The organism is Deinococcus frigens DSM 12807, from assembly GCF_000701425.1.
Lineage (GTDB): Bacteria > Deinococcota > Deinococci > Deinococcales > Deinococcaceae > Deinococcus > Deinococcus frigens.
Map to the genome: position 1 here is coordinate 19,646 of NZ_KL370781.1, position 21,837 is coordinate 41,482.

Sequence of the window (21,837 nt, forward strand, 5' to 3'; positions counted from 1 at the left end):
TCCACCGATGCGGTCCGTTTCCTGTGCCGGAACGCCACGAACCTGCAAAACGCCCGTTTGCCAACCGCAGCATGTCCGCTCACAGGCAGTTCAGGTGCAAGGGAAGGGATGTCACCCGACCTGATCGCATGAACCTGATGGCCCAGTGGCATCTGCTCACGCATCATGCGAGGGGCTGGGGTTGTCTGTGGCCCCGCTGGTTGTCGGGGCGCGGCGTGACGGCCCACAGCACGCCGTAAGCCACCACAACCGCCGGAGCCAGCGGCGGAATCAGCAGGCTGCCTGCCGCCACCAGCGCCCGCAGCAGCGAGAGGTCCGTCTGCGGCGCGTAACTCTGTTGCAGACCCGCCATCACACTGCCGAGAATTTTTCTGTCCAGGTCGCGCACCAGTTCTTTTTTCGTGCGCGCAGTCTGCGCCCCGCGCAAACCGTGCGAAACAGCCTTTTGGTGGACAGTTTTTCTCCATCCAAAGTTGGCCAGGTCTATTGCTCCAGCGCCAGCACGCACTGGCCCAGCCGCAGCTCGGCACTGGCCTCGGCGCGGTCCCGTGGCGTTGTGGCGACGCGGAAGACGGCCAGGGCAGCCTCGAGCAAGGGCGGCAGGTTGTCCAGCGTGGCAGCGGCCAGCACGCCCTCAAACTTCTTGCCGCTCAGCGGGCCGCTGTAGACGCAGGCCAGCGCCAGCCCGCCGTCCTGTGCGTCTGCCAGATCCAGGGCAATCAGCGAGGCGTTTTTCTGGTCCAGCAGCAGCATGCCCCGGTCTGCGCGGTAGGTGGCGGGCGTGCCTGTGGGCGGCTGGGATTTGAGGCGCAACCTCGTCTGGAAGACCTCGCCCTCCACCGTCGTGCCGCTCAGGGTCCAGACCTGGCCGGGTTTGAGGGGACTGGCGGGCGGCAGATTCCGCGACTGGACCAGACCTCCCGCCCAGGTGGCGCAGCAGACGAGCAACAGGGGCAGCAGCGGACGCATGGCCCAGGCTAACGCGCCCGGCACCTTCAGGGCCGATGCCCTAGTCTGGGGCCATGAATGCCAAGGGTGAACTGATCGCGCGGCTGGTGGGCCAGGGGCAGGGCGCGCCCCTGTTCGAGGCGGTGTCACGCGGCCCGGCCCACGAGCGCCTCTTCCGCGTGCAGGTGATCGCGGGCGGGCGCGTGCTGGGCGCAGGCGGCGAGGGCCGCAGCAAAAGGGACGCCGAGCGACTGGCAGCAGAGTCGGCCATGCGGGCGCTGGACGGCGTCACGGACGACGGGCCGCAGAACGCCGGGACAAAGGACGCTGGGCCGCAGGAAGCCGGAACGCAGACTCCCGCCCGCTGGCCGATCTATTCCGGCGTGCTGGAGGCGGCGCTGGAAACGGCCCTGGACCTCGCGCCCGAGGACGCCACGCTGGACGAGGTGCGCGCCGACGCCGCCCGCCTGTACCGCGATCTGCTGGCCGAACTGGGCCACGGTCCCGAGGAGGAAGGGTGAGCTGGCCGTGGCGTCCGGCGGGCGTGCTGTTCGACATGGACGGCGTGCTGACCGCCAATAACGCCTTTCATCGTCAGGCCTGGCAGGAGGTGGCCGCTACGGTGCTGGGCCTGAACCTGACCGAGCATGATCTGGACACCAAGGTGGACGGCGGACGCAACCCCGAGATCATCGAGCGCCTGACCGGCCAGTACCCCGACGCCGAATTGCTCTCCCGCTTCCACGAGGCCAAGGAGGGCCGTTACCGCGAGCTTGCCTCCGGCAAAATGCGCGAGGTGGCGGGCCTCAGCGCTTACCTGGAGGTGCTGGAGGCGCGCGGCATTCCCTACAGCCTGGTGACCAGTGCGGACCGCGTGAACGTGGACTTTGGCATGACGGCGCTGGGCCTGGGCACACGCTTCGGAACGCGCGTGCTGGGCGAGGATGTCACGCGCGGCAAACCCCACCCGGAGCCGTTTGTGCTGGGCGCACAGCGGCTGGGCCTGAATGCCGCCACCTGCCTGGCCCACGAGGACGCCGTGAATGGGGTCAAAAGTGCTGCTGGGGCAGGCTGCCGCGTCGTGGCCCTGACCACCACTGCCCCTGGAGCGGCTTTGCTGGAGGCAGGCGCGGGGCTGGCGGTGCCGGACTTCACGGGGTGGGCCATGTGGCTGGGCGAGTGACGGACCGGGCCGCGTCCCCCCGCTCTTGAAAGGCGCGGACGCCGAGGACCGCGCCGCCGCCCACCTGCTGGGTCTGGGGCGCGAGGTCCTGGCCCGCAACTACCGCATTCCCGGCGGCGAGATCGATCTGGTCACGCGGGAGCCGGGCGGCACGCTGGTCTTCACCGAGGTCCGCCAGCGCCGCCACAGTCGTTACGGCAGCGCCGCCGAGAGCGTCACGCCGCGCAAGCTGGCGCTGATGCACCGCGCGGCGCTGGAATACCTGACCCGTGAACTGGGCCGCGACGATCTACCGTGCCGTCTGGAAGTGCTGACCATTGACGGTCCGGCGCAAACGGGGGAGATTCATTTGCTGGACGTGGAGGGCTAGGGATTTACCCCATCGACTGCATGAAAATTCGCGCCAGATCCTCCGCCGTGGGCGTGCGCGGGGCGACGTTGAGCAGGCGCTGCTGCTTGAACGCTCCGTCCACCAATGCGGGAATGTCCGAGTCATCGTAACCGAAGGTGCGCACGCTCATCGGGGCCTGCACATCACGCATCAGCGAGCGCAGGGCGTCGGGCAGGGCGTCCCGGTCATCTACGTCATACTCCAGCCCAGTCAGCATGGAAGCCACCTGTATGTGCCGTGCCGGATCGCTGTCGAAGGTGAAGCGGAAGGCGGCGGGTGCGGTGACGATCACGCTGAAGCCGTGTGGCACGAAGTTCTTGTCGCCGGCATAGCCGGGGTGGCGGTACTCGTGTTTCAGGCCCGCAACCGGGTAGGCGCAGGCGTGCGGAATATGTACGCCCGCCGAGCCGAAGCCCACGCCCGCCATCGTGGCGCTGAGCATCATGGCTCCCCTGGCCTCGCCATCTTCGGCGTCCTGCACGGCGCGGCGCAGATACTGACCGCCGTTGCGAATGGCCTGCGCGGACCACAGGTCGGCCACCGGGTTGCTGCCCTGGTACGGTGGGCGCTCGCCGGGTGTGGCGGGACGCGGGCGGGACGTGTACGGGCGGCTCAGAAAACTCTCGGCAGCGTGGCACACCACATCTAGCCCCGCCGAGGCGATCACGGCGGCGGGCGCGCTGCGGGTCAATTCGGGGTCCACGATGGCCTGTATGGGCCGCAGACGGCGGTGGCTGATGCCGGTCTTGATCCGCAGTTCTGGGATGTCCAGAATGGCGACGGTGGTCGCCTCCGAACCGCTGCCGGGGGTGGTGGGAATGGCGAGGAGGGGGCGCAGGGGTGCGCTGGGTTGACGGCCCCCACCTACCGGGGGATTGACGTATTCCATGATCCCGCCGCCGTCCGAGACCACCAGATTCGCCACTTTCGCCGTGTCGATGGCGCTGCCGCCCCCCAGCGCGGCGAAGGCGTCGGCATCCGCCTCACGCGCCGCGTGCGCCGCCCGCTCAAACGAGGCCAGCGTCGGCTCCGTCTCCACCTCCGAATAGAGGATGACCTCGATGCCCTCGGCCTTAATGCACTCCAGCACGGCCTCGGCCAGCCCCAGGCGCAGCACTTCGGGGTCCACCACAAAAAACACCCGCCGCGCCCCCAGCCGCCGCAATTCCCAGCCCGCCTCCAGCGCCGCACCCGGCCCGAATTTGACCGGCGTGGCCTCCACGGTAAAAATCGTTTCCCGCTCGTCCTTCATGGTTTATCCTCCGATGGGGCTGACTGTAGCAACCGGGCCGTACTCTGGGCGGCATGTGGCACCAACGTGACCTGACCCTGAGGCCGCATCCGCGCGGCTTTCACCTGATCACGCGGGAGGTGGTGTCGGCCCTGCCCGAACTCGCCGGGGTGCGGGCGGGCCTGCTGCACGTCTTCATCCAGCACACGTCGGCCAGCCTGACCGTCAGCGAGAACGCCAGTCCCGACGTGCGCCGTGACTTCGAGCGCTATTTCAACCACGCCGTTCCCGACGGCTGGGAGCGTTTCGAGCATACGCTGGAGGGTGACGACGACATGGCCGCGCACATCAAGACCAGCGTGCTGGGCGCGGGCCTGAGCCTGCCCGTACGGGATGGACGGCTGGCGCTGGGAACGTGGCAGGGCATCTACCTGTGTGAACACCGCGATCACGGCGGCGCACGGCGGCTGGTGCTGACGCTGCTGGGGGAAGAAAGGTGACTGAGCAGGTCTGGGTTTTTACTGGTCACAACAGTTCGTTCCCCGCAGGCGTGTTTTCCAGCCAGCAACTCGGAGAGGCTTGGATTCGGCAGCATCGGCTCAGCGGAACATTAACCGCCTCTCCGCTGGATATTGGAGCTTACGACTGGGCGGTGAAAAGCGGGGCGTTCAAGCCGAAAGGAGACCGACACAAGATGCCTGGATTTATTGCGACTTTTAGCAGCGCCAGCCAGCCGCACGAGCGTTATCAAAATGGTGAACCCGGTCACGCTGCCGGGTAAACAACCTCACCCCCCTCCAGCCGCCATCGGCTAAGCTGAATTACGGTGCCGTGCGCCGTGTTTTTTTTTGCCGCCTGAATCCAAATGTGGGTCCAGATGCAGGCAAAGAGAAGCAAGTCTGCGCGCATGGCCGGAGGGCTGAGATGCCTGGAATTGCAATTTTAGGGGCGCAGTGGGGCGACGAGGGCAAGGGCAAGATCACCGATTTCCTGGCCCCGCAGGCGGAATTTGTGGTGCGTTTTCAGGGCGGCGCGAACGCCGGGCATACCGTGACCGCCAAGGGGCAGACCTTCAAGCTCAATCTGCTGCCCAGCGGCGTGCTGCATCCCGGCGCGGTCAGCATCCTGGGTGACGGCATGGTGATCGACGCCGACAAATTCATGGAAGAACGCCAGAACCTGCTCAGCGCGGGCATTGACCCGGAACTGCGGATCAGTGACCGCGCCCATCTGGTGTTGCCGCACCACAAATACGTGGATGGGCGCAAGGATTTCGTGGGCACCACCGGGCGCGGCATCGGCCCGGCCTACGCGGACCGCGCCCGCCGCGTGGGCCTGCGCTTCGGCGATCTGGCCGACGACGCCGTGTTGCGAGAACGCCTGGAACGCCTGCTGGAGGCCAAGCCCAACAGCACCCACGACGCGGGCTGGACTAGTGTAGAAGTGGCCCTGGACGCCCTGGCCCCCACCCGCGAGGCGCTGCTGCCCTTCGTGCAGGACACCGGGGCGCAGCTCCGTCAGGCCATCGTGGACGGGCGCAACGTGCTGTTCGAGGGCGCGCAGGCCACGCTGCTGGACCTGAATTACGGCACCTACCCCTTTGTCACCAGCTCCCACCCCACCGTGGGCGGCATCCTGGTGGGCGCGGGCGTCAACCACAAGGCGCTGAACAAGGTCTACGGCGTCGCCAAGGCGTTTAACACCCGCGTCGGCCACGGCCCCTTTGTGACCGAGGTGCTGGACGATGCAGGGATCCTGCGCCTGCGCGGTGACGGCAGCAAGCCCTGGGACGAGTACGGCACCACCACTGGCCGCCCCCGCCGCGTGGGCTGGCTGGATCTGGCGCTGCTCAGGTACGCCGTGGAGGTGAACGGCCTGGACGGGCTGGTCATCAACAAGATGGACATTCTGGCAGGTTTGGACCGCATTCCCGTCTGCGTGGCCTATGACGCAGATGGGCAGCCCATCTACAAGAACATGCCCGGCTGGACCACCACCGACGGCGCAGACAGCCGCGAAAGTCTGCCCAGCGAGGCCCAGGCGTATCTGAACTTGATCGAGGAAACTGTGAATTGCCCCGTGGTGATCTTTTCCTGCGGCCCCGCCCGCGAGCAGACGTACGGGGCAGTGAGCTGGGGCTGATTGCGCTCAGTCAAGAGAGGGATTGAGAGGTTATACGGATTCCGTTTGTTTCGTGCAGAAATCGGGACAGCGCCGATTCCTACACTCCACGCCCGGAACCCGTTTTTCTCCTGCTCACTCCGTTCGGATTTCCAGGTGTTTCCAAAACCTTTCAATCGGAGTCCGTATTACTTCTCGGCCCCTTTTTCCTCCTCCAGCACCCGCTGGAGGAGGACCGGATCATCGGTTAGAATCCCGTCCACGCCCATCCTGACAAGACGGCGCATGGTGGCCTCGTCGTTGATGGTCCAGACCTGCACCGACACGCCCCGGCGGTGCATGGCCTTCACAAAGGACGGCGTGACCACCGTGAGGCCGCCGCCCGTCAGCGGCACCTGCGCCGATCTGCCGGGCACTGGAGCCAGCCCAGCCAATCCCACCTTGCTCAGCAGCACCAGCGGGCGCAGTTCCTTCTCGGTCATGCTGCTCAGCACCTCGGGGCAGGCGGCGCGGAAATCGCCCATCGCCACGTCGCTGAAGCTGGACACCACCACGCGCGCGGTGGCCCCGGCGTCCCGCAGCGCCTTACAGAAGGGGACGCCCAGACTTGGCGTGACCTGCTTGATCTCGATGGACAGCGGCATATTCGGAAACTCGGTCAGCAGCTCCGAGAGCGTGGCGACGCGCACGCCCTGACCCCGGAAAGGAAAGGTCTTGTCCCCAGCGGGCGAGAGGGTGTAGCCCGCGTCCGCCGCCTGCACCTGCGCCAGCGTCATGTCCTCGATCTTGCCCCGCGTGTCGGTCAGGCGATCCAATGTGGTGTCGTGGGACAGCACCAGTACGCCGTCCTTCGTGGCGTGCATGTCGGTGTCCAGCATGTCCACGCCCAATTTGGCGGCGTGGCGAAAGGCCAGCATGGTGTTGCTGGGCCACAGCAGTTCGCCGCCCTGGTGGGCCACGTTCCACACGCGCCCCGTGATCAGGGGATTGGACTGCGCCGCGCCGCCGCCACACGCGCCCAGCACGCCCAGCAGTCCCAGCGTCAATAAGCCCGCTCCTGCCCAACCACGTTTTTTCATGGGTCCACTTTAGCGGGCTGCGCCCCGGTTTACAGCGTTGCGGGGCCGTGCTAGTATTCTTTGCGCTGGAGAGAACGGCCCTGCCAGACGGCGGCTTGCAGTTCGGCGTGTTCGGGTTTTGGCGCTGTAGCCAAGTGGTAAGGCAGAGGTTTGCAAAACCTCCACCACCGGTTCGAGTCCGGTCAGCGCCTCCAAACCACGCCCCATTTTTCAGATCCGTAGCTCAGGGGTAGAGCACTACATTGACACTGTAGGGGTCAGCAGTTCAAATCTGCTCGGGTCTACCATACAGAAACCTTCGCTCAGGCGAGGGTTTTTTCTATAGAACTGTCTTTTTCAGTGGGTGCGGCCTCAGCGCTGTCCGGTGCCGGGAGAGGACGGTGGCCACACGATCCCACAGGTGTTCGGAAGCGCCGAGGACCGCGCAGGGACCGTCAAGCCTTCCCCATCAAATCCTTTGAACCGGGTTGAATACTGCCGTCCGCCCTGAATGTACGATTAGCCGCTTATGGGGCAGTTTGTAATAGGTCGGTCAGGGTGGTGCCAGCATACTGCCCGGCATGGTAAGTCTCCTGCTGATCGTGTTTTTCGGTGCCCTGGCCATCGCGCTTCTGCTGGTCCCGCGCCCCTCGGGGCGGCTCAAACCGGTGGCCCGCGTAAAGTCCCCCGCACCGGTGCGGCCCCGTCTGCCGTCTGCCGTCTGCCGAGCGTCCCAGTCCACAGGCGGGTTAGCACTGTTCGCCCACGCCGCCGGGCAAGGTCCCGAGAAGGACCGCAGGCCAGCATCAAGGACGCTGGATCATTCAGGGCGGGCCGCTGCCCCTCTCTTATCTCGTGGTCGATGACAGTCCATAAGACCATCTGCTGGCCCGGAATGCGTGCGGACTCGCGCCGGAGGTGGATACCAAGCCCTGGCGCTGTTGCAGGACCAGAACTTCAAGGTCGACGTGGTGTTGCTGGACCCCGATATGCCCGGGATGAGCGGCTGGGAAATGAAGAGGGGCCAGCACTTGGTCCGTATCCCGGTGGTGATCCTGTTCACCTCCAGCACCCAGCAGGCATGTCAGCGAGGCGAACACCCTGCGTGCCAGTCCGTATCTGGTCAAATCGTTGAGGCTCGCCGAACTTCCTGAGCCAGATCGAGAAGTTCCTGCACTGCTGGCAGTCGGGCCGCACCATCAACCCCGTCGGCCAGGACGCCCCGAACCTGTCAGCAATCTCCGCTCAGGTGGGGTTTTTTATCGGCTGCGCCCCAAGCTGAAGTGCTTTACATTTTCAGGCAAAAGAGCAGCGCCCACCCCCGCAGGAGTGAGCGCCGCCCGAACAACCCTGAAAGATCAGGCGGTGACGAGTTCGCGTTCCAGGCCGAACATGCGGTCATCCACGGCCAGCGGCCCGTTCCCGGCCTTGATGGTGGCGGCCAGCGCCTTGATTTCGGGAAACAGTTTGGTGAAGTAGAAGCGCGCGGTCTGCACTTTGCCCAGATAAAAGCCGTCCCTGTCCTGCCCGGCGTCGATCCTGGCCTGGGCCACCTTCGCCATGCGCGCCCACAGGTAGCCGTACACCACATGGCCGAAGAAGCGCAGGTAATCCACGGCGGCGGCGTTGACCTCGTCCGCACCCCCCTCTCCACTCATGGCTTTCTGGCCCACCACCATGGTGATGCTGCCCAGTTGTTGCGCGGCCTTACCGAGTGCGGTGACATGCTCCCCGATGTGCTCGTCGGACTCGTTCTCGTCCACGAATTCCTGAAGCATCCCGGCCAGCTTCTGGAGCTTCTTGCCGCCGTCCATCAGCACCTTGCGGCCCAGCAGGTCCAGCGCCTGGATGCCGTTGGTGCCCTCGTAGATCTGGCTGATGCGGGCGTCGCGCACGAACTGCTCCATGCCCCACTCACGGATGTAGCCGTGACCGCCGAAGACCTGCTGACTCTGCACAGCGATATTGAAACCGTTGTCGGTCATAAAGGCCTTGGCAATCGGGGTCAGCAGCGCCACCAGATCGCCCGCTTCCTGGCGCGCGGTTTCACTGGGATGGTGGTGTTCGGTGTCGATGCTCAGGGCCAGCCACATCGCCATGGCGCGGCCCGCCTCGGTGTAGGCCTTGCCGGTCAGCAGCATGCGGCGCACGTCGGGGTGGACGATGATCGAGTCGGCACTCTCGGCGGGATTCATGCGCGGGGTGTGGCGCATCTGGAGGCGGTCCTTGGCGTAGGCCAGCGCGTTCTGATAGGCGACTTCACCGAGGCCCAGACCCTGCAATCCCGTGCCCAGGCGGGCCGCATTCATCATGATGAACATGTGGTTCATGCCCTTGTTGATCTCGCCGACCAGGAAGCCGGTCGCACCGTCGAAGTTGAGCAGGGCGGTGGCGTTGCCGTTGATGCCCATCTTGTGTTCCAGGCTGCCGCAGACCACGCCGTTGCGCTCGCCGGGCTTGCCGTCAGCGGTGGGCAGGTACTTAGGAACCAGGAACAGACTGATGCCTTTGGTGCCTTCCGGGCTGCCTTCCAGACGGGCCAGCACCAGATGCACGATGTTCTCGGCCAGGTCATGCTCACCGGCGCTGATAAAGATCTTGGTGCCGCTGACGGCGTAGGTGCCGTTGCCATTGTCTTTGGCCTTGGTGCGGATGATCCCCAGGTCCGTCCCGGCGTGCGGCTCAGTGAGGCACATGGTCCCGGTCCACTCGCCGGAGACGATCTTGGGCAGGTACAGGTCTTTCAGCTCATCGCTGCCCACCGCGTGCAGGGCGCTGTACGCGCCGTGGCTCAGGCCGGGGTACATGCTCCAGGCCACGTTGGCGCTGTTGAGCAGTTCCACCAGCACGTTGGACACCAGATGTGGCATGCCCTGGCCGCCGTAATTGGGATCGGCGTCCAGCGCGGTCCAGCCTGCCTTGCGGTACTTGTCGTAGGCGGCCTTGAAGCCGTCGGGCGTGGTCACCTCGCCGTCATCGTGGCGCACGCAGCCCTGCTGATCGCCCACCACATTCAGCGGCACCAGTTCGCTTTCCACAAAACGGGCGGCCTCGTCCAGCACCTGTTCCATCAGGGCACCATCGGCGGTCTCGTTCTCGGCATAGTACGGCATCTTGGCCAGCTCTGCGGGGGCGTCCAGCAGCTCGTTGATCAGAAACTTGATGTCGCGCAGCGGTGCTTTATAGGTAGGCATGCAGACTCCTTGTGTCACAGACACGGTGGTGCAGGACCCATGCCCCTGCGGCACGATACCCGGCACTGTTGTTTAGACCGAGTATAAAACTTCCGGGGGCGAATGTCACGCGAAATTCTCTCGCTTCCTCCTTTCTCCCTTTATAGACGGATAGGCCGGGGTCACTACCGGCCCCGGAGACGCCCGCGCCAGTATGGGGCGATGCTATTGTAAATGACCCGGTGTTCATTACCGGCAGTCTTGACTGCGGAGGCACATCTGCCCCTCAGGCCGCCCAATTCGAGTATCCTGCTGGGGATCATGAATTATCCGAGCCTGGTCTGGCACCTCAAACGCACCGAGCTGTTTGCCGACCTTGAACTGGCCGAGCTGGAAAAGGTGGCGGCCACGACCCCCTACCGCCAGTACGGGCCGGGCGAGGTCGTCTACCGTATGGATGACCCCGCCGACGCGCTGTACTTCGTGAAAAGCGGCCTGATCAAGATCAGCAAACTGTTTCCCAACGGCAAGGAGGCGATCCTGGGCGTGATCGGGCAGCACGATACCTTCGGCGAATTGCTCTTGCAGCCCGAAGAACGCCGCCCCACCCAGGCCGAGGCGCTGGAGCGCACCACTTTAATCGTGTTGCCGCGCAGCGAGTTGCAGTCCCTGCTGAGCAGCAAGCCCGATTTGGCCATGAAACTGATCCGCCTGATGGCCGCCCGGCTATTCGAGGCGCAGTCGTGGAGCGCTACCGTCAGCGCCTACAGCGCCCCGGAGCGCGTCGCCAGCCTGCTGTACCGCCTGGCCCGCGAATTTGGCAGACCGCACAACCAGGGCGTCGAGCTGAACCTGAAGCTGAATCAGGAAGACATTGCTCGGATGGTGGGGGCCACCCGCGAAACGGTCAGCCATTCGCTGGGCAAGCTGAAGCTGGACGGCGCAATCGTGCGCGCCCGCACCCCAATCATCGTCCGCATGGAAGCGCTGAAAAGATACATTGAGGAAGGCAACTAGACGCCCTCTTCTCTGGCCCTCTCCCCTTTCGGAGAGGGCTTTTTTATGCCCTGGCTTTCAGGTGGGGGATGCGGAGCGGGCCGGTGCCCATCGTCTGGAGGCTCCCACGGTTTAACCCCTCTGCTCCGCAGCCTTGCAAGTCTGTCCCTGCCCGCAGGAAGGCAGGGAGATTGCCGCGCTGCACAATCTTCCGCCCTCGTTGGCTCTGCTCAAGGGCAAGCAGGCTGAGGGGATGACCTTGCAGCCCACTGTACTTTTGAGCTTTTGATGCTGCGTTGTTTTGGGTATAGACGCCCTGCCCCCTCACGCCTGCCCGGTTTGTGCCAAGATGCCCCCTGGAATGTTCCAAGCCCTGAGCAACGTGCTGCTGCCCGTGATGATCGTCGCCGGTCTGGGGGCGCTGCTGGCCTCGCGGATGAAGATCGACCAGATCACCATCTCGCGCATCACCATGTACCTGCTGATTCCGGCGCTGGTGCTGGACGTGATTCTACGCACGCCGGTCAAGGCCGCCGAGGCCGGACAACTGGGGCTGGCCTTTTTGCTGGTGATGGGCCTGTCACTGGGGCTGGGCTGGCTGGCTGGCCTGGGCCGCCCCGACGCCGAACGCCGCAGCCTGAGCGCCGCTTCCGGCATCTGGAACAGCGGCAACATGGGGCTGCCGATTGCGCTGTTCGTTTTTGGGGACAGCGGTTTTGACCGGGCCACCGTTGTTTTTCTGGTCTCGATCGTCGCCATGTATATAGTCGGCCCGGCCATCTACGGCTCGGCGTCCAGGGCGGGGCAGAAGTACGGCGTGGCCGACATCTTGCGGTCAGTGTTCCGGCTGCCTACCGTCTGGGTGGCGCTGATCGCGGTCGCGCTGCGGGTGCTGAACGTGCCGGTGCCGCAGGGCGTCACGCGTGGGGTCTCGTTGCTGGCGCAGGCCACCCTGCCGCTGGTGCTGCTGTCGCTGGGGCTGCAACTGGGCGCGGGAGGCTGGCCGCCGCTGAACCGCCGGGTGTGGCTGGCAAGTGCGGCGCGGCTGATCGGCGGGCCGCTGATCGCCCTGGGCGTGGGCTTTGTGGTGGGCCTGCGCGCCGAATCGCTGGCGGTGCTGGTTCTGTCGGCCAGCATGCCCACCGCCGTCAATGCCCTGCTGATCGCGCAGGAGTACGGCGGCGACTCGGACACGGTGGCGGGCGTGGTGCTGGTCACGACGCTGGGATCGGTGCTGAGTATTGCGGCGGTGGTGGCGCTGTTGCCGGGGCTGGGCTAATCGGGGTCGAGTCGGATCGAACGGTTCGCCCGCTAGACTCCGGGGGTGATGGCACACCCGGCGGATTCGGAAGCAGAGCACCAGAACACGGTCTTGGTGATCGTGGGCGGCAGCATGGCGGCGGTCAAAGCGCCCTCCGTGCTGCGGCGGCTGCGCGGGGGCGGCGTGAAGGTGAACGTGATCGCCACCCGCGCGGCCCTGGCCTTTATCACCGAGCTGAGTCTGTCCACCGCCGCCGACGGCCCGGTGGGGACCGATGAAGCGTGGTTCTCGCCCCGCCCCGACGCCCTGCACCTGACGCTGGCAAAGGCCGACGCGGCGGTGATCGTGGGTGCGTCTGCCGAGTTGCTGGCGGGCGCGGCACACGGCCACGCGAGCGATCTGGCGCAGGCGACGCTGCTCAGCGTGCCGGGGCCGGTGCTGTGGGTTCCGGCCATGAACGCGGCCATGTGGCGAAATCCAGCGGTGCAGGCTAATGTGCAGAGATTGCGGGAGTGGGGCCACCACTTCCTGGGGCCAGAGGTGGGCGCGTTCGGCACACGCGGCGAGGGCGCGGGCATCGGGCGCATGGCCGGACCGGAAGACATTGCCGCCGCCGCGCTGAAGTTGCTGGAGCCTGCCCTCCCCCCTGAATCAGAAGGGCGTGATCTGGAGGGCCTGAAGGTGGTGGTGTCCGCCGGGCCGACGCGCGAGTATCTGGACCCGGTGCGTTTTATCAGCAACCCCAGCAGCGGCAAGATGGGCTTCGCGGTGGCGCAGGACGCGCGGGACCGGGGAGCCGAGGTGGTACTGGTGACGGGTCCGGTGAATCTGCCTGGTCCGCCCGGCATGGCTGTGGTCCGCATCGGGTCGGCACTGGAGTTGCGCGACGCCGTGATTCAGGCCGCGCACGACGCCGATATCGTGGTTATGACCGCCGCAGTGGCCGACTACCGCGCCGCAGAGCCTGCGGGCGAAAAGCAGGCCAAGGTGGCGGGCGACGTGAGCATTCACCTGACCCCCAATCCCGATATCCTGGCCGAGCTGGGGCGCGACAGGGGTGGGCGCGTGCTGGTGGGCTTCGCGATGGAGACGCACGCGGGGGTGGAGCGGGCCGCCGCCAAAGCCGCGCGCAAGAACGCCGATTTCATCCTGCTCAATTACCCCACGCAAGCAGGAACGGCGTTCGGCGGCGACGACAATCAGGTCACGCTGGTCCGTGCCGACGGCTCGCACGAGGACTGGCCGCGCACCAGCAAGCGCGTGGTGGCGCGGCGACTGCTGGACGAGGCGTTGCGGGTTCACGTGCAGCGAACAGCAGGTTAAGCCCCTTCCCAATTGCTTTATTCATCCCGACTGCATAAAGTAGCGGGCGTGCCAGGCAAGCTCAGCAAGGAACAGCGGCAGAAACGCATTCAGGACATCATCGCCCGCGAGAGTGTATCCACGCAGGGCGAACTGGTGGAATTCCTGCGCCGGGAAGGCGTGCTGGTCACGCAGGCCACCGTCAGCCGCGACATCAACGAGCTGCGGCTGGTGCGGGTGCCGGTGGGCAAGGGCCGTCACCGCTACGCCCTGTCGCAGTCCGGGGGCCACGGCGACGTGGAGGGCGAACTGGCCCGGCTGTTCCAGAACTTCGTGCAGGACGTGGACCGGGGCGAGAACATGCTGGTGGTCCGCACTGCCGAGGGCCACGCGTCCGGGGTGGCGCTGCTGCTGGACCGCCTGCGCCGCGACGACATCGTGGGCACCATTGCTGGGGAGGACACCATTTTCGTGGTGGCCCGCACCACCGACGAGGGTGAGGCGCTGATGGAAGAGTTGCACGCGCTGATGCTGGGTTAGAGCATTTGTCAAAAGAGTGATTACTTTTGACCGAACGAAGTGAATGAATTTTGCCGAGTATTTGGGACTGGTACAACTCCGAAGGAGAGCATGGAAGCATCGGGAGTTTCCTTTCCCGATGCTGTAATTCGGACACATGCTCTGGGTCACCGCTCCAGAACCGACCCCGCCTCAGTGGAATGTGCTGGAACAGCGCGGGCAGCAAACCAAGCTCCGGAACGTGACATCAAGAGGGGGACCGTTCAGGGCATCTTTTCAGTCGTGCGCTGAAGGGTGCGCCGCCAGCAGGATCAGCGTGAAGGTGCTGCCCGCCGGACCTGAACTCACCGTCAGGCTGCCGCCCATGCGGGTAGCGAGGCCACGGGCGATGGTCAGCCCCACCCCGCTGCCGTCGCCGCGCGTGCGGGCTGCGTCCACGCGGTAAAAGCGCTCGAAGATACGGGCCTGGTGTTCGGCGGAGATGCCGCCGCCCGTGTCCGCCACCGTGAACGCCACGTCGCCGCCCCGGTGTTCGGCTCCCAGCGTCACCTGCCCGCCGCGCGGCGTGTGCCGCAGGGCGTTGCCCAGCAGGTTGGCCAGAATCTGCGAGGCGCGCTCGAAATCTGCCGTGACCGGAGGCAGCCCCCCGGCTCCGAGATGGACCAGCGCCACGCCCCGCTCCTCGTAAGCTCCCGCAAAGCGTTCGTGGGCATCGGCGATCAGCGCCTGTGGGGCAAAGTCGCTGGGATGCAGCTCCACCGCGCCCGCCTCCACCCGCGACACCACACTGAGGTCCTGGGCCAGCCGCTCCATCGCCCCGGTCTCGCGCAGGATCGCTCCGGACACGGCCCCTGGCGTCATCACGCCGTCCTTGATGGCCTCGGCGTAACCGCGCAGCGCGGAGAGGGGCGTCCGCAGTTCATGGGCCACGTTGCTGATCAGCTCGACCCGGCCCTGTTCCACGGTTTGCAGGGCGGCGGCCATGCGGTTGAAGTGCCGCGCCACGTCAGTCAATTCGTCGCGGCCCTCCTCAGGCAGCCGCCGCCCGTAATCCCCGGTGGCGATGGCGTGGCTGCCGTCGCGCAGCCATTCTACCGAGCGCACCACCCGCCGCGCCGAGAACAGCGCGGTCAGGGCGGCTGGCACCAGCGCCAGCGGCAACGAGGCCAGCAGCGCCGCGTTCAGGGTGCGCCGCACGCCGCGTTCCAGGTCCAGGCGCAGGCTGGCCCCGTCCGGGCCGATCAGCGTGACCATCTGTTCGACGTGGTGGCGGATAAACGCCGACGACAGCGCCTCGCTGAGCAGCAGCACGGTCAGCAGCGCCACGCAGATCACCAGCAGGTGCGACAGGAACAGCCGGGCATAGAGTTTCAGCCGACCTCACCCGCCTGCGGCTCCTCCCTGAACCGGTAGCCCACCCCGCGCACCGTCTCGATGTAGCGGGGGCAGTCGGCGTCGTCGCCCAGCTTGCGGCGCAGCGCCGTGACATGCACGTCCACCACCCGCGCGGTGCTGGGAAAGTCGTGGCCCCAGACCCGTTCCAGCAGCCGCTCACGGGTCCAGACCAGCCCCGGATGCTGGGCGAAGGTGCTGAGCAGGTCGTATTCCAGCTTGGACAGCTCCAGGGGTTGACCGGCCAGCGTGGCGCGGCGGGTCCGCACGTCCAGAAACAGCTCGCCGCTGCCAATCTCGTGGCGCACGCCCGCGCGGCGCAGCAGGGCGCGCACACGCGCCACCACCTCGCGCGGGCTGAAGGGCTTGACCACGTAGTCGTCCACGCCCAGGTCCAGGCCGCGCAGCTTGTCCTCCTCCTCGCCGCGCGCGGTGAGCATCAGCAGGGGCAGGTCCAGCCCAGCTTGGCGTGCCTCGCGGACCAGGTCCAGGCCACTGACCTCCGGCAGCATCCAGTCCAGCACGGCCAAGTCGGCGCGTGGCAGCAGTTCTCGGGCATGGTGGCCGCCGGACGCCTGCAACACCTCGTGGCCCTCGCCGCTCAGGTAGGCGTGCAGGATTTCCAGGATGGCCGGATCGTCATCCACGATCAGGACGCGGGCCACAGCACGCCCCCGCTCACCCTGAACCTTACAATCCGCGTTTGATCAGCCACTGGCGGTAAGCGTACATCTCATCGGCCTGTGAGCGGATGATGTCGCGGGCCAGGCCCAGCACGCGGGCGTCGCTGCTCTTTTGCAGGGCCAGACTCGCCATCTCGATGGCGCTGGCGTGATGCGGCAGCATGCCTTCCACCAGGCCCCGGTCACTGTCCTTGCTGGCCTTCAGGGCCGTGATCATGCCTTTCATCTCTGTGTTCATCCCGGCCTGGACGCTTCTGTCCACGCCGCCGAGGGTTTTCAGCCAGGTGTTCATCTCGCTGATCTCCTTTTGCTGGACACCGATGATGTCCGCCGTCCAACGTTTCACCTGAGCGTCCTTGACGTTGTTCAGCACGGTCTTGCTCATGTCCACCGCGCCCTGGTGGTGAACGATCATCATGGACAGGAAGGCGCGGTCAAACGCCCTGCCCTTCAGGGTCTCCAGGCCGCTGTTCAGGGTGGTCCCGTGATTCATTCCGGGCATGTTCATCTGGGCATGGGCCAGGGGCGTGAGGCCGAGGGTCACGAGCAGCGCAAAGCGTTTCATGGCCCCAGCATGAGGGAGCGGTGTTAAGAGGCTGTAAAGCGGGTCCGGGATGCAGGCGGACAGACGATCTGGCGTCCGGTTCAGATGTGCCGGGGACGGGAGGGCGCAAAGAGGTGGCGCAGGAAATACGGCGAGAAGACCGGTCTGGTCCCACCTCCTCTGTCGCTGTCCTCCACGGCGGCCTTCCCTCGGCCCACCCTGCGGGACTCCAATCTCTGCCTGACCGCCTGGCAACGCATCCATACCTTGCCCGCGTACTCTGGGGGCATTCTCTAAACAATCGGGAGGGCCGTCCAGGCCAGGTTTTTCCTGGCGGGGCTACGTTCAGAGTAGTGGTCAGAAGAGCTGTGCGCTGTTGACCGGACGGGCATGCGGCCCGATGGACGGCTGTTCATGACGACAAGTCTGTGCTGCCCAGGACAGCGAGTGGATTTGACGGAGCATTCGGGAGAACGGAAGTTCTCAGTTGTCCTTTTTCTCTGATGCTGTGGTCTGGACCAATGCCCTGATCCTCGACGGAATCCGGCCCGTCGTGGGGCGGGCAGAGGTCACGCCGGAGGACCTGACTCGTCCTGCCAACCCTGCCGTAGCCCACGATCTGCACGGCCAGGACAAGACTCGGCCAGGCGGCCTGATCAACCGGGACACCGGCCCCGAACCGACGCCATACCGCCAGGCTGCCGGGCCATCGTGCCCTCTGCATGCAGCCGCCCGACTGCGGCCAGGCATGAATTTTGCCAATGAATGGGAACCGGCCTCACCCAGTTGGCCTGCTCGGGTCAAACGGGATGATCAAATACGATCATAAAAGCGCTTGCTTTTGATCGAATCTGGTGCTAACGTGTCTGCAACCAATCAACCCGCTGTTTTAATTCAACCCGTTTCGGATGGCCCCATTCTGGCCAGAGGTGCCCAGTGCAGTCAGACCGCATCAACAAGATTCAGCACCACCTCTACAGCGCGGGCTTTGCCAACGTGCAGGAGCTGGCCGAGGCCACGGGCGCGTCCATCGTGACCATCCGCCGGGATTTGCAGCGATTGGAGGAAAACGGCATCGTGACCCGCACCCACGGCGGCGCGCGGCTGGCCGAGGCGGCGGGGCCGGAACTGGCCTTCCAGTCGCGCGTGCAGGAGCATCTGGACGCCAAGCGGGCCATCGGCGAGGTGGCCTACGGCCTGTTGCAGCCCCACACCACTGTCTTTTTCGACGCCGGCACCACCGTCTTGCAACTGGCACGGCGGCTGCGCGTCGAACCGCTGCCGCTGACCATCTTCACCAACGGTCTGGCCGTCGCACAGGACCTGGTGAATGTGGAGGGCCTGAGCGTCAACCTGCTGGGCGGCCAACTGCGCAACGAGAACCTGAGCATGGTTGGCCCCTACGCCGAGCGGCTGCTGGGCGAGTTCTGGTTCGATCAACTGTACCTGGGGACCAGCGCCGTGCGCGGCGACGCCCAGATGTACACCCTGAATCCCGCCGAGGCCAGCCTGAACCGGGCCATGATCGCCCGCACCTCGCAGGCGGTCCTGCTGGCCGATGCCAGCAAGTTCGGCAGCAGCGCGCCCTACGCGGTGGCCCCCATCTCTGACATTCACACAGTGATCACCGACAGCGCGCTGGACGGGGCCTGGAAGACCCGCCTGGCCGACCTCAATATAGACACCACGTTCGTTCCCCTCGGGAGGAAGTTATGAAAAATACAGTGAACCGCACAGTGAACAGCCGCACAGTGAACCGCGCCGCCAAACGTTCCGCCGTCACGCTGGCCCTGACCCTGCTGACCGTCGGCCTGGCCCAGAGCGCCAGCAAGGGCGTTGCCGAAACCAGCGTGGCCCAGGCGGTCAAACGCACCATCAACGTGGGCGGCGACCTGAAACAGTGGGACGGCCTGCCGCAGTACAAGGTGATCCTCAGCAACGGCGTCCCCAGCGTGCCGGTGAGCAACAGCGGCTATTACAGCATGGCCTACGACGACCAGAACCTGTACGTGCTGGGCGTGTTCGATCAGCCGGGGGACACCGTGAAAGCCGTGCTGAAGACCGACGCGGGCGAGTGGTGGAACGACGACGTGATGGAGCTGTTCATCCGCACCCAGCCCTTTGTGAACGCGCCCGAGGAAGCCCACTTCGCGGTCAACCCGGCAGGCACGCGTTTTAAGGCGTACACCGCTGGCACCGATTACAAGAGCGTGGGGCGCATCGAGGACAAGCGCTGGGTGCTGGAGCTGTCGATTCCGCTGAACAGCCCCACCTTTCCCGCCGCCAAGGCCGGGGACATCTGGGCGCTCAAGGTGGGCCGCGAACACCAGAAGGCCGCCGAATACCCGATCTGGCCGGTGGGCGGCGACTTCAACTCGCCCAACAACTACGGCTACCTGGCCTTTACCGAAAAAGTGGCCGACGCCAGCGCCCTGGCCGCCCTGGTCACCGAGAAGCTGGGCAAGTCCCCGGCGGGTTCACCGCTGGCAAGCCGCCTGTCGGACATCGGCTCGTACGGGGTGTACTACGGCAAAAAGGCGGCGGACGTGCAGAAGCTGCTCAACTATGACCTCGCCATCGTGCAGCCCGGCACGGTGAACGCCGCGCAACTGAAGATGCTGCACGACAACGGCACGCGCGTCGTGGCCTATATGACAGTCGGCGAGCTGGACCGCAACAGCGCCGCCGCGCCCACAGTAAACCCAAGCTGGATTCTGGGCGAGAACAAGAACTGGGGGTCCAAGTTCATCGACGCCTCGCAGCCTGGCTGGCAGAAGATGGTGGCCGACGAGGCAGCCAGGCTGAAAAAGCAGGGCTTCGACGGCTTTTTCCTGGACACGCTGGACACCGCCGACCTATACCCCAAGATCGCGCCGGGGCTGGTCAAGATCGTGCAGGACCTGCGCGCCGCCTACCCCGACGCCGTGATCGTGCAGAACCGGGGCTTCGCGCTGCTCAACCAGACCGCGCCCAGCATCGACGCGGTGATGTTCGAGAACTTTTCGAGCATGTACAGCTTCGACAAGAAGACCTACGGCAGCGTCAACGGTGACCCCAGCTTCGTGGAGTCGCTGTCCAAGCCCGGCTTGAAAGTGCTGACGATGGATTACGCGCTGCCGGGCCAGCAGGAGCTGATCACCCGTGATTACCAGCGGGCCAAGTCCTTCGGCTTCGTGCCGTACGTGTCCACCATCGGCCTGGATCAGATCTACGAGGCCAACCCTTGAGCCGGGCCGGAGAGAGGATGAACACAGGACGTCAGATTCTGCTCCTGACCGCGCTGGTCAGCCTGGCCTCGTGCGCTTCCGGGCCGTCCTCGCCTATCGCCCAGAACAGAGGCGAAACCGCGATTCTGAGCAGCCAGAGCGTGACCCGAGCGCCCTCGCGCCTGCGCTACAGTGACGGCAGCTCTAAAGTCGCCAGCTTCGCCACCTATTACCGCGTACCCGACAGCGCCACGCTGACCGCGCTGGGTCAGAAGGATTTCAACATCGTCCAGCCGGACCTGACCCCGGACCAGCTCAGCGCCATTCAGACCATCAGCTACGGCGCGGTGTATCTGGCCATCGGTGAGCTGGGCAACAACAACACCTATTACGAGAACGGCGTGACAAAGACCGGCCAGACCATCTATGAGGCGCACAAGAATGACAGCGTCAAATGGTTCCTGGGCGTCAACGGCAACTTTGGCGCGTACATCCTGGATCTGACCAACCCGGCGGTGCGCGCCTTCGTGGCGCAGCAGGCTGACGCGCTGCTGGACCGGGGCTTCGACGGCCTGTTCCTGGATACTGCCGACGACGCGGAGTTTTTTAAAAATGCCGACGCCGCCGGAAGCACCTCACAGGCATATGTGGAGGGCGCGGTGTCGCTGGACGCGGGCCGCCCGACTTACTCCGAGATGCGCCGGGCCTACATCAAGACCATTCAGGAGCTGCGCGGTGTGGCTGGAAACGCCCTGCTGGTGCAGAACGGCGGCTTTGACCTGCTGCTGGACCGCCAGAACGCGGGCGACGGCACGCAGGGCTACGTGGACGCCGTGATGCACGAGGTGGCGATTACCAAGTCCAACAAGCCCAAACCAGTCAATGGCGTTGCAGCCGACGACGCGGTCTGGCCCTTCCAGTCTCAAAACTACGAGACCTGGGAGCAGTATTACGAACGGAATCAAGGTACAAATCCCAAACAAACTGATGATGATCGGGCTTTCCGCGCCAACCGGGATGGTCTGGCCCTGGAATACTTCCGGGCGGGCGGCGTGGTGTTTCAGCAGGATTTCGGCCACCCGGACAATTACGAGGTGCAGTGCGCGTCGTATAACTTTGCCCGCGATCTGCGCGCCCGCGAACACAGGGACGGCTGGATCGCCGCCTACTCGGACGCTGCCTTTAATCGGGTGTACGACTACGCCGACAGCACGCCGCAGATCAGGGCCATTCCTGGCTGCGAAACCTACGACAAGGTGACGGCCCCGGATTTTACCACCACCTTCTCGCCCCCTGCCCTGAATACCGGCGTGGGCCGCAGCGCCAGCGCCACGCTGAACATTGCCGCCGTGAACGGCTACACCGGCAAGGTCAACCTGAGTCTGGGCAACCTGCCTGCCGGGGTCACCGCCACCCTGAGCCAGACGCGCGTGACACCCGGCCCGCAGACCCAGGTCACACTGACGCTAAATGTGGCGGCCTCGGCGGCGGCCAGCACGTTCATCATTCCTGTCCGGGCGCAGAGCCAGGGCGAGAGCATGCGCTATGACCTGCGTCTGAAGACCTGGAAAACGAACGGCGACAGCGTGTTCGTCGCTCAGGCGGGGCTGGGCAAGGTGCTGGCCTTTGACAGCAGCGCCAGCCTGACCAGCAACACCGCCCCGGCCCGCAGCCTGCCCAACGCCAGCGTGCAGCAGGCGTGGAACGTGGCACTGGACTCGGCGGGCAACCAGTACGTCGTGGACAACGTGGCAAGTGACAACGTGACCCGTCATTCAGCCTCAACAGCGGCGCGGGCATCACCCAGATCAGCACCCTGAGCTACCCCA

The 21,837-nt window shown here is 65.5% G+C and carries 21 protein-coding genes and 2 tRNA genes; 15 read left to right on the forward strand and 8 right to left on the reverse strand.

The window, feature by feature from the left end; all coding sequences use genetic code 11:
• Positions 1-163: 163 nt before the first annotated feature.
• Both Q322_RS0120175 and Q322_RS0120180 read right to left on the reverse strand, forming a co-directional pair.
• Complete coding sequence (locus Q322_RS0120175) at positions 164-388, reverse strand: PspC domain-containing protein (protein WP_156953208.1); 225 nt, start codon at positions 386-388, stop codon at positions 164-166.
• A 95-nt stretch (positions 389-483) separates the two neighbouring features.
• The gene (locus tag Q322_RS0120180) at positions 484-969 is read right to left on the reverse strand and encodes a hypothetical protein (RefSeq protein ID WP_029479623.1); all 486 of its coding nucleotides are present in this window, start codon (positions 967-969) and stop codon (positions 484-486) included.
• A gap of 53 nt (positions 970-1,022) precedes the next feature.
• On the opposite strand from Q322_RS0120180, the gene Q322_RS0120185 reads away from it, so the two are divergent.
• Genes Q322_RS0120185 through Q322_RS0120195 form a run of 3 tightly spaced genes read left to right on the forward strand, consistent with a single transcriptional unit; the run spans position 1,023 to position 2,501 of the window.
• Positions 1,023-1,469 carry a putative dsRNA-binding protein gene (locus Q322_RS0120185; RefSeq protein WP_029479624.1) on the forward strand — a complete coding sequence of 149 codons (447 nt, stop codon included), beginning with the start codon at positions 1,023-1,025 and terminating at the stop codon, positions 1,467-1,469.
• Complete coding sequence (locus Q322_RS0120190) at positions 1,466-2,131, forward strand: HAD-IA family hydrolase (RefSeq protein WP_029479625.1); 666 nt, start codon at positions 1,466-1,468, stop codon at positions 2,129-2,131. Before Q322_RS0120185 ends, Q322_RS0120190 begins: the two co-directional genes overlap by 4 nt.
• Positions 2,132-2,156: 25 nt before the next feature.
• Positions 2,157-2,501, forward strand: coding sequence for a YraN family protein (locus Q322_RS0120195; RefSeq protein WP_029479626.1), 345 nt, complete (start codon positions 2,157-2,159; stop codon positions 2,499-2,501).
• Between the two features lie 4 nt (positions 2,502-2,505).
• Here the strand turns inward: Q322_RS0120195 and Q322_RS0120200 are convergent, their stop codons facing one another.
• On the reverse strand, positions 2,506-3,774 hold the full coding sequence (locus Q322_RS0120200) for a hydroxyacid-oxoacid transhydrogenase (protein WP_029479627.1): 1,269 nt from the start codon (positions 3,772-3,774) through the stop codon (positions 2,506-2,508).
• A 53-nt stretch (positions 3,775-3,827) separates the two neighbouring features.
• On the opposite strand from Q322_RS0120200, the gene Q322_RS0120205 reads away from it, so the two are divergent.
• The 3 genes from Q322_RS0120205 to Q322_RS0120210 all read left to right on the forward strand — a co-directional run bounded on the left by Q322_RS0120205 (position 3,828) and on the right by Q322_RS0120210 (position 5,895).
• Complete coding sequence (locus tag Q322_RS0120205; protein WP_029479628.1) at positions 3,828-4,253, forward strand: secondary thiamine-phosphate synthase enzyme YjbQ; 426 nt, start codon at positions 3,828-3,830, stop codon at positions 4,251-4,253.
• Positions 4,250-4,534, forward strand: a complete 285-nt coding sequence (locus Q322_RS23770) for a DUF7710 domain-containing protein (RefSeq protein WP_156953209.1) — start codon at positions 4,250-4,252, stop codon at positions 4,532-4,534. The genes Q322_RS0120205 and Q322_RS23770 overlap by 4 nt, the downstream gene beginning before the upstream one ends.
• 143 nt (positions 4,535-4,677) lie before the next feature.
• Entirely contained in the window at positions 4,678-5,895 is a 1,218-nt protein-coding gene (locus Q322_RS0120210) for an adenylosuccinate synthase (RefSeq protein ID WP_029479629.1), read from the forward strand.
• A gap of 167 nt (positions 5,896-6,062) precedes the next feature.
• Here Q322_RS0120210 and Q322_RS0120215 read toward each other — a convergent pair whose 3' ends face one another.
• Positions 6,063-6,953 carry a glycerophosphodiester phosphodiesterase family protein gene (locus Q322_RS0120215; RefSeq protein WP_029479630.1) on the reverse strand — a complete coding sequence of 297 codons (891 nt, stop codon included), beginning with the start codon at positions 6,951-6,953 and terminating at the stop codon, positions 6,063-6,065.
• Positions 6,954-7,073: 120 nt separating this feature from the next.
• Here Q322_RS0120215 and Q322_RS0120220 point away from each other — a divergent pair.
• Positions 7,074-7,147, forward strand: a tRNA-Cys gene (locus Q322_RS0120220).
• An 18-nt stretch (positions 7,148-7,165) separates the two neighbouring features.
• Positions 7,166-7,240, forward strand: a tRNA-Val gene (locus Q322_RS0120225).
• A gap of 1,050 nt (positions 7,241-8,290) precedes the next feature.
• Here the strand turns inward: Q322_RS0120225 and Q322_RS0120235 are convergent.
• Positions 8,291-10,126 (reverse strand): acyl-CoA dehydrogenase C-terminal domain-containing protein, encoded by a 1,836-nt coding sequence (locus Q322_RS0120235; protein WP_029479632.1) that lies wholly within the window; start codon positions 10,124-10,126, stop codon positions 8,291-8,293.
• Between the two features lie 300 nt (positions 10,127-10,426).
• Between Q322_RS0120235 and Q322_RS0120240 the strand changes: the two genes are divergently transcribed.
• From Q322_RS0120240 to argR, 4 genes are all read left to right on the forward strand, one after another.
• On the forward strand, positions 10,427-11,122 hold the full coding sequence (locus Q322_RS0120240; RefSeq protein WP_029479633.1) for a Crp/Fnr family transcriptional regulator: 696 nt from the start codon (positions 10,427-10,429) through the stop codon (positions 11,120-11,122).
• Between the two features lie 340 nt (positions 11,123-11,462).
• Positions 11,463-12,380, forward strand: a complete 918-nt coding sequence (locus tag Q322_RS0120245) for an AEC family transporter (RefSeq protein ID WP_245593338.1) — start codon at positions 11,463-11,465, stop codon at positions 12,378-12,380.
• A gap of 48 nt (positions 12,381-12,428) precedes the next feature.
• Positions 12,429-13,685, forward strand: coding sequence for a bifunctional phosphopantothenoylcysteine decarboxylase/phosphopantothenate--cysteine ligase CoaBC (coaBC, locus tag Q322_RS0120250; protein ID WP_029479635.1), 1,257 nt, complete (start codon positions 12,429-12,431; stop codon positions 13,683-13,685).
• Between the two features lie 48 nt (positions 13,686-13,733).
• Positions 13,734-14,204, forward strand: coding sequence for an arginine repressor (gene argR / locus Q322_RS0120255; protein WP_029479636.1), 471 nt, complete (start codon positions 13,734-13,736; stop codon positions 14,202-14,204).
• Positions 14,205-14,459: 255 nt separating this feature from the next.
• Here the strand turns inward: argR and Q322_RS0120260 are convergent, their stop codons facing one another.
• From Q322_RS0120260 to Q322_RS0120270, 3 genes are read right to left on the reverse strand one after another with little or no spacing between them, the layout of a single operon-like run.
• Positions 14,460-15,557 (reverse strand): sensor histidine kinase, encoded by a 1,098-nt coding sequence (locus tag Q322_RS0120260; protein ID WP_029479637.1) that lies wholly within the window; start codon positions 15,555-15,557, stop codon positions 14,460-14,462.
• Entirely contained in the window at positions 15,554-16,240 is a 687-nt protein-coding gene (locus tag Q322_RS0120265) for a winged helix-turn-helix domain-containing protein (RefSeq protein ID WP_029479638.1), read from the reverse strand. Before Q322_RS0120265 ends, Q322_RS0120260 begins: the two co-directional genes overlap by 4 nt.
• Positions 16,241-16,265: 25 nt before the next feature.
• The gene (locus Q322_RS0120270; RefSeq protein ID WP_029479639.1) at positions 16,266-16,823 is read right to left on the reverse strand and encodes a DUF305 domain-containing protein; all 558 of its coding nucleotides are present in this window, start codon (positions 16,821-16,823) and stop codon (positions 16,266-16,268) included.
• Positions 16,824-17,738: 915 nt separating this feature from the next.
• On the opposite strand from Q322_RS0120270, the gene Q322_RS0120275 reads away from it, so the two are divergent.
• From Q322_RS0120275 to Q322_RS0120285, 3 genes are read left to right on the forward strand one after another with little or no spacing between them, the layout of a single operon-like run.
• Positions 17,739-18,518: a DeoR/GlpR family DNA-binding transcription regulator gene (locus tag Q322_RS0120275; RefSeq protein WP_029479640.1), complete on the forward strand. Its 780-nt coding sequence runs from the start codon at positions 17,739-17,741 to the stop codon at positions 18,516-18,518.
• Positions 18,515-20,029, forward strand: a complete 1,515-nt coding sequence (locus Q322_RS0120280; protein ID WP_029479641.1) for an endo alpha-1,4 polygalactosaminidase — start codon at positions 18,515-18,517, stop codon at positions 20,027-20,029. Before Q322_RS0120275 ends, Q322_RS0120280 begins: the two co-directional genes overlap by 4 nt.
• Before the next feature lie 17 nt (positions 20,030-20,046).
• Positions 20,047-21,828: a hypothetical protein gene (locus tag Q322_RS0120285; RefSeq protein WP_029479642.1), complete on the forward strand. Its 1,782-nt coding sequence runs from the start codon at positions 20,047-20,049 to the stop codon at positions 21,826-21,828.
• Positions 21,829-21,837 lie beyond the last annotated feature (9 nt).

Bases quoted from the DNA above. Each gene is read 5' to 3' on its own strand.
- Q322_RS0120180 (WP_029479623.1), bottom strand. From the start codon at position 969: ATGCGTCCGCTGCTGCCCCTGTTGCTCGTCTGCTGCGCCACCTGGGCG.
- Q322_RS0120185 (WP_029479624.1), top strand. From the start codon at position 1,023: ATGAATGCCAAGGGTGAACTGATCGCGCGGCTGGTGGGCCAGGGGCAG.
- Q322_RS0120200 (WP_029479627.1), bottom strand. From the start codon at position 3,774: ATGAAGGACGAGCGGGAAACGATTTTTACCGTGGAGGCCACGCCGGTC.
- Q322_RS0120205 (WP_029479628.1), top strand. From the start codon at position 3,828: ATGTGGCACCAACGTGACCTGACCCTGAGGCCGCATCCGCGCGGCTTT.
- Q322_RS0120210 (WP_029479629.1), top strand. From the start codon at position 4,678: ATGCCTGGAATTGCAATTTTAGGGGCGCAGTGGGGCGACGAGGGCAAG.
- Q322_RS0120215 (WP_029479630.1), bottom strand. From the start codon at position 6,953: ATGAAAAAACGTGGTTGGGCAGGAGCGGGCTTATTGACGCTGGGACTG.
- Q322_RS0120235 (WP_029479632.1), bottom strand. From the start codon at position 10,126: ATGCCTACCTATAAAGCACCGCTGCGCGACATCAAGTTTCTGATCAAC.
- Q322_RS0120240 (WP_029479633.1), top strand. From the start codon at position 10,427: ATGAATTATCCGAGCCTGGTCTGGCACCTCAAACGCACCGAGCTGTTT.
- Q322_RS0120245 (WP_245593338.1), top strand. From the start codon at position 11,463: ATGTTCCAAGCCCTGAGCAACGTGCTGCTGCCCGTGATGATCGTCGCC.
- coaBC (WP_029479635.1), top strand. From the start codon at position 12,429: ATGGCACACCCGGCGGATTCGGAAGCAGAGCACCAGAACACGGTCTTG.
- Q322_RS0120270 (WP_029479639.1), bottom strand. From the start codon at position 16,823: ATGAAACGCTTTGCGCTGCTCGTGACCCTCGGCCTCACGCCCCTGGCC.
- Q322_RS0120280 (WP_029479641.1), top strand. From the start codon at position 18,515: ATGAAAAATACAGTGAACCGCACAGTGAACAGCCGCACAGTGAACCGC.
- Q322_RS0120285 (WP_029479642.1), top strand. From the start codon at position 20,047: ATGAACACAGGACGTCAGATTCTGCTCCTGACCGCGCTGGTCAGCCTG.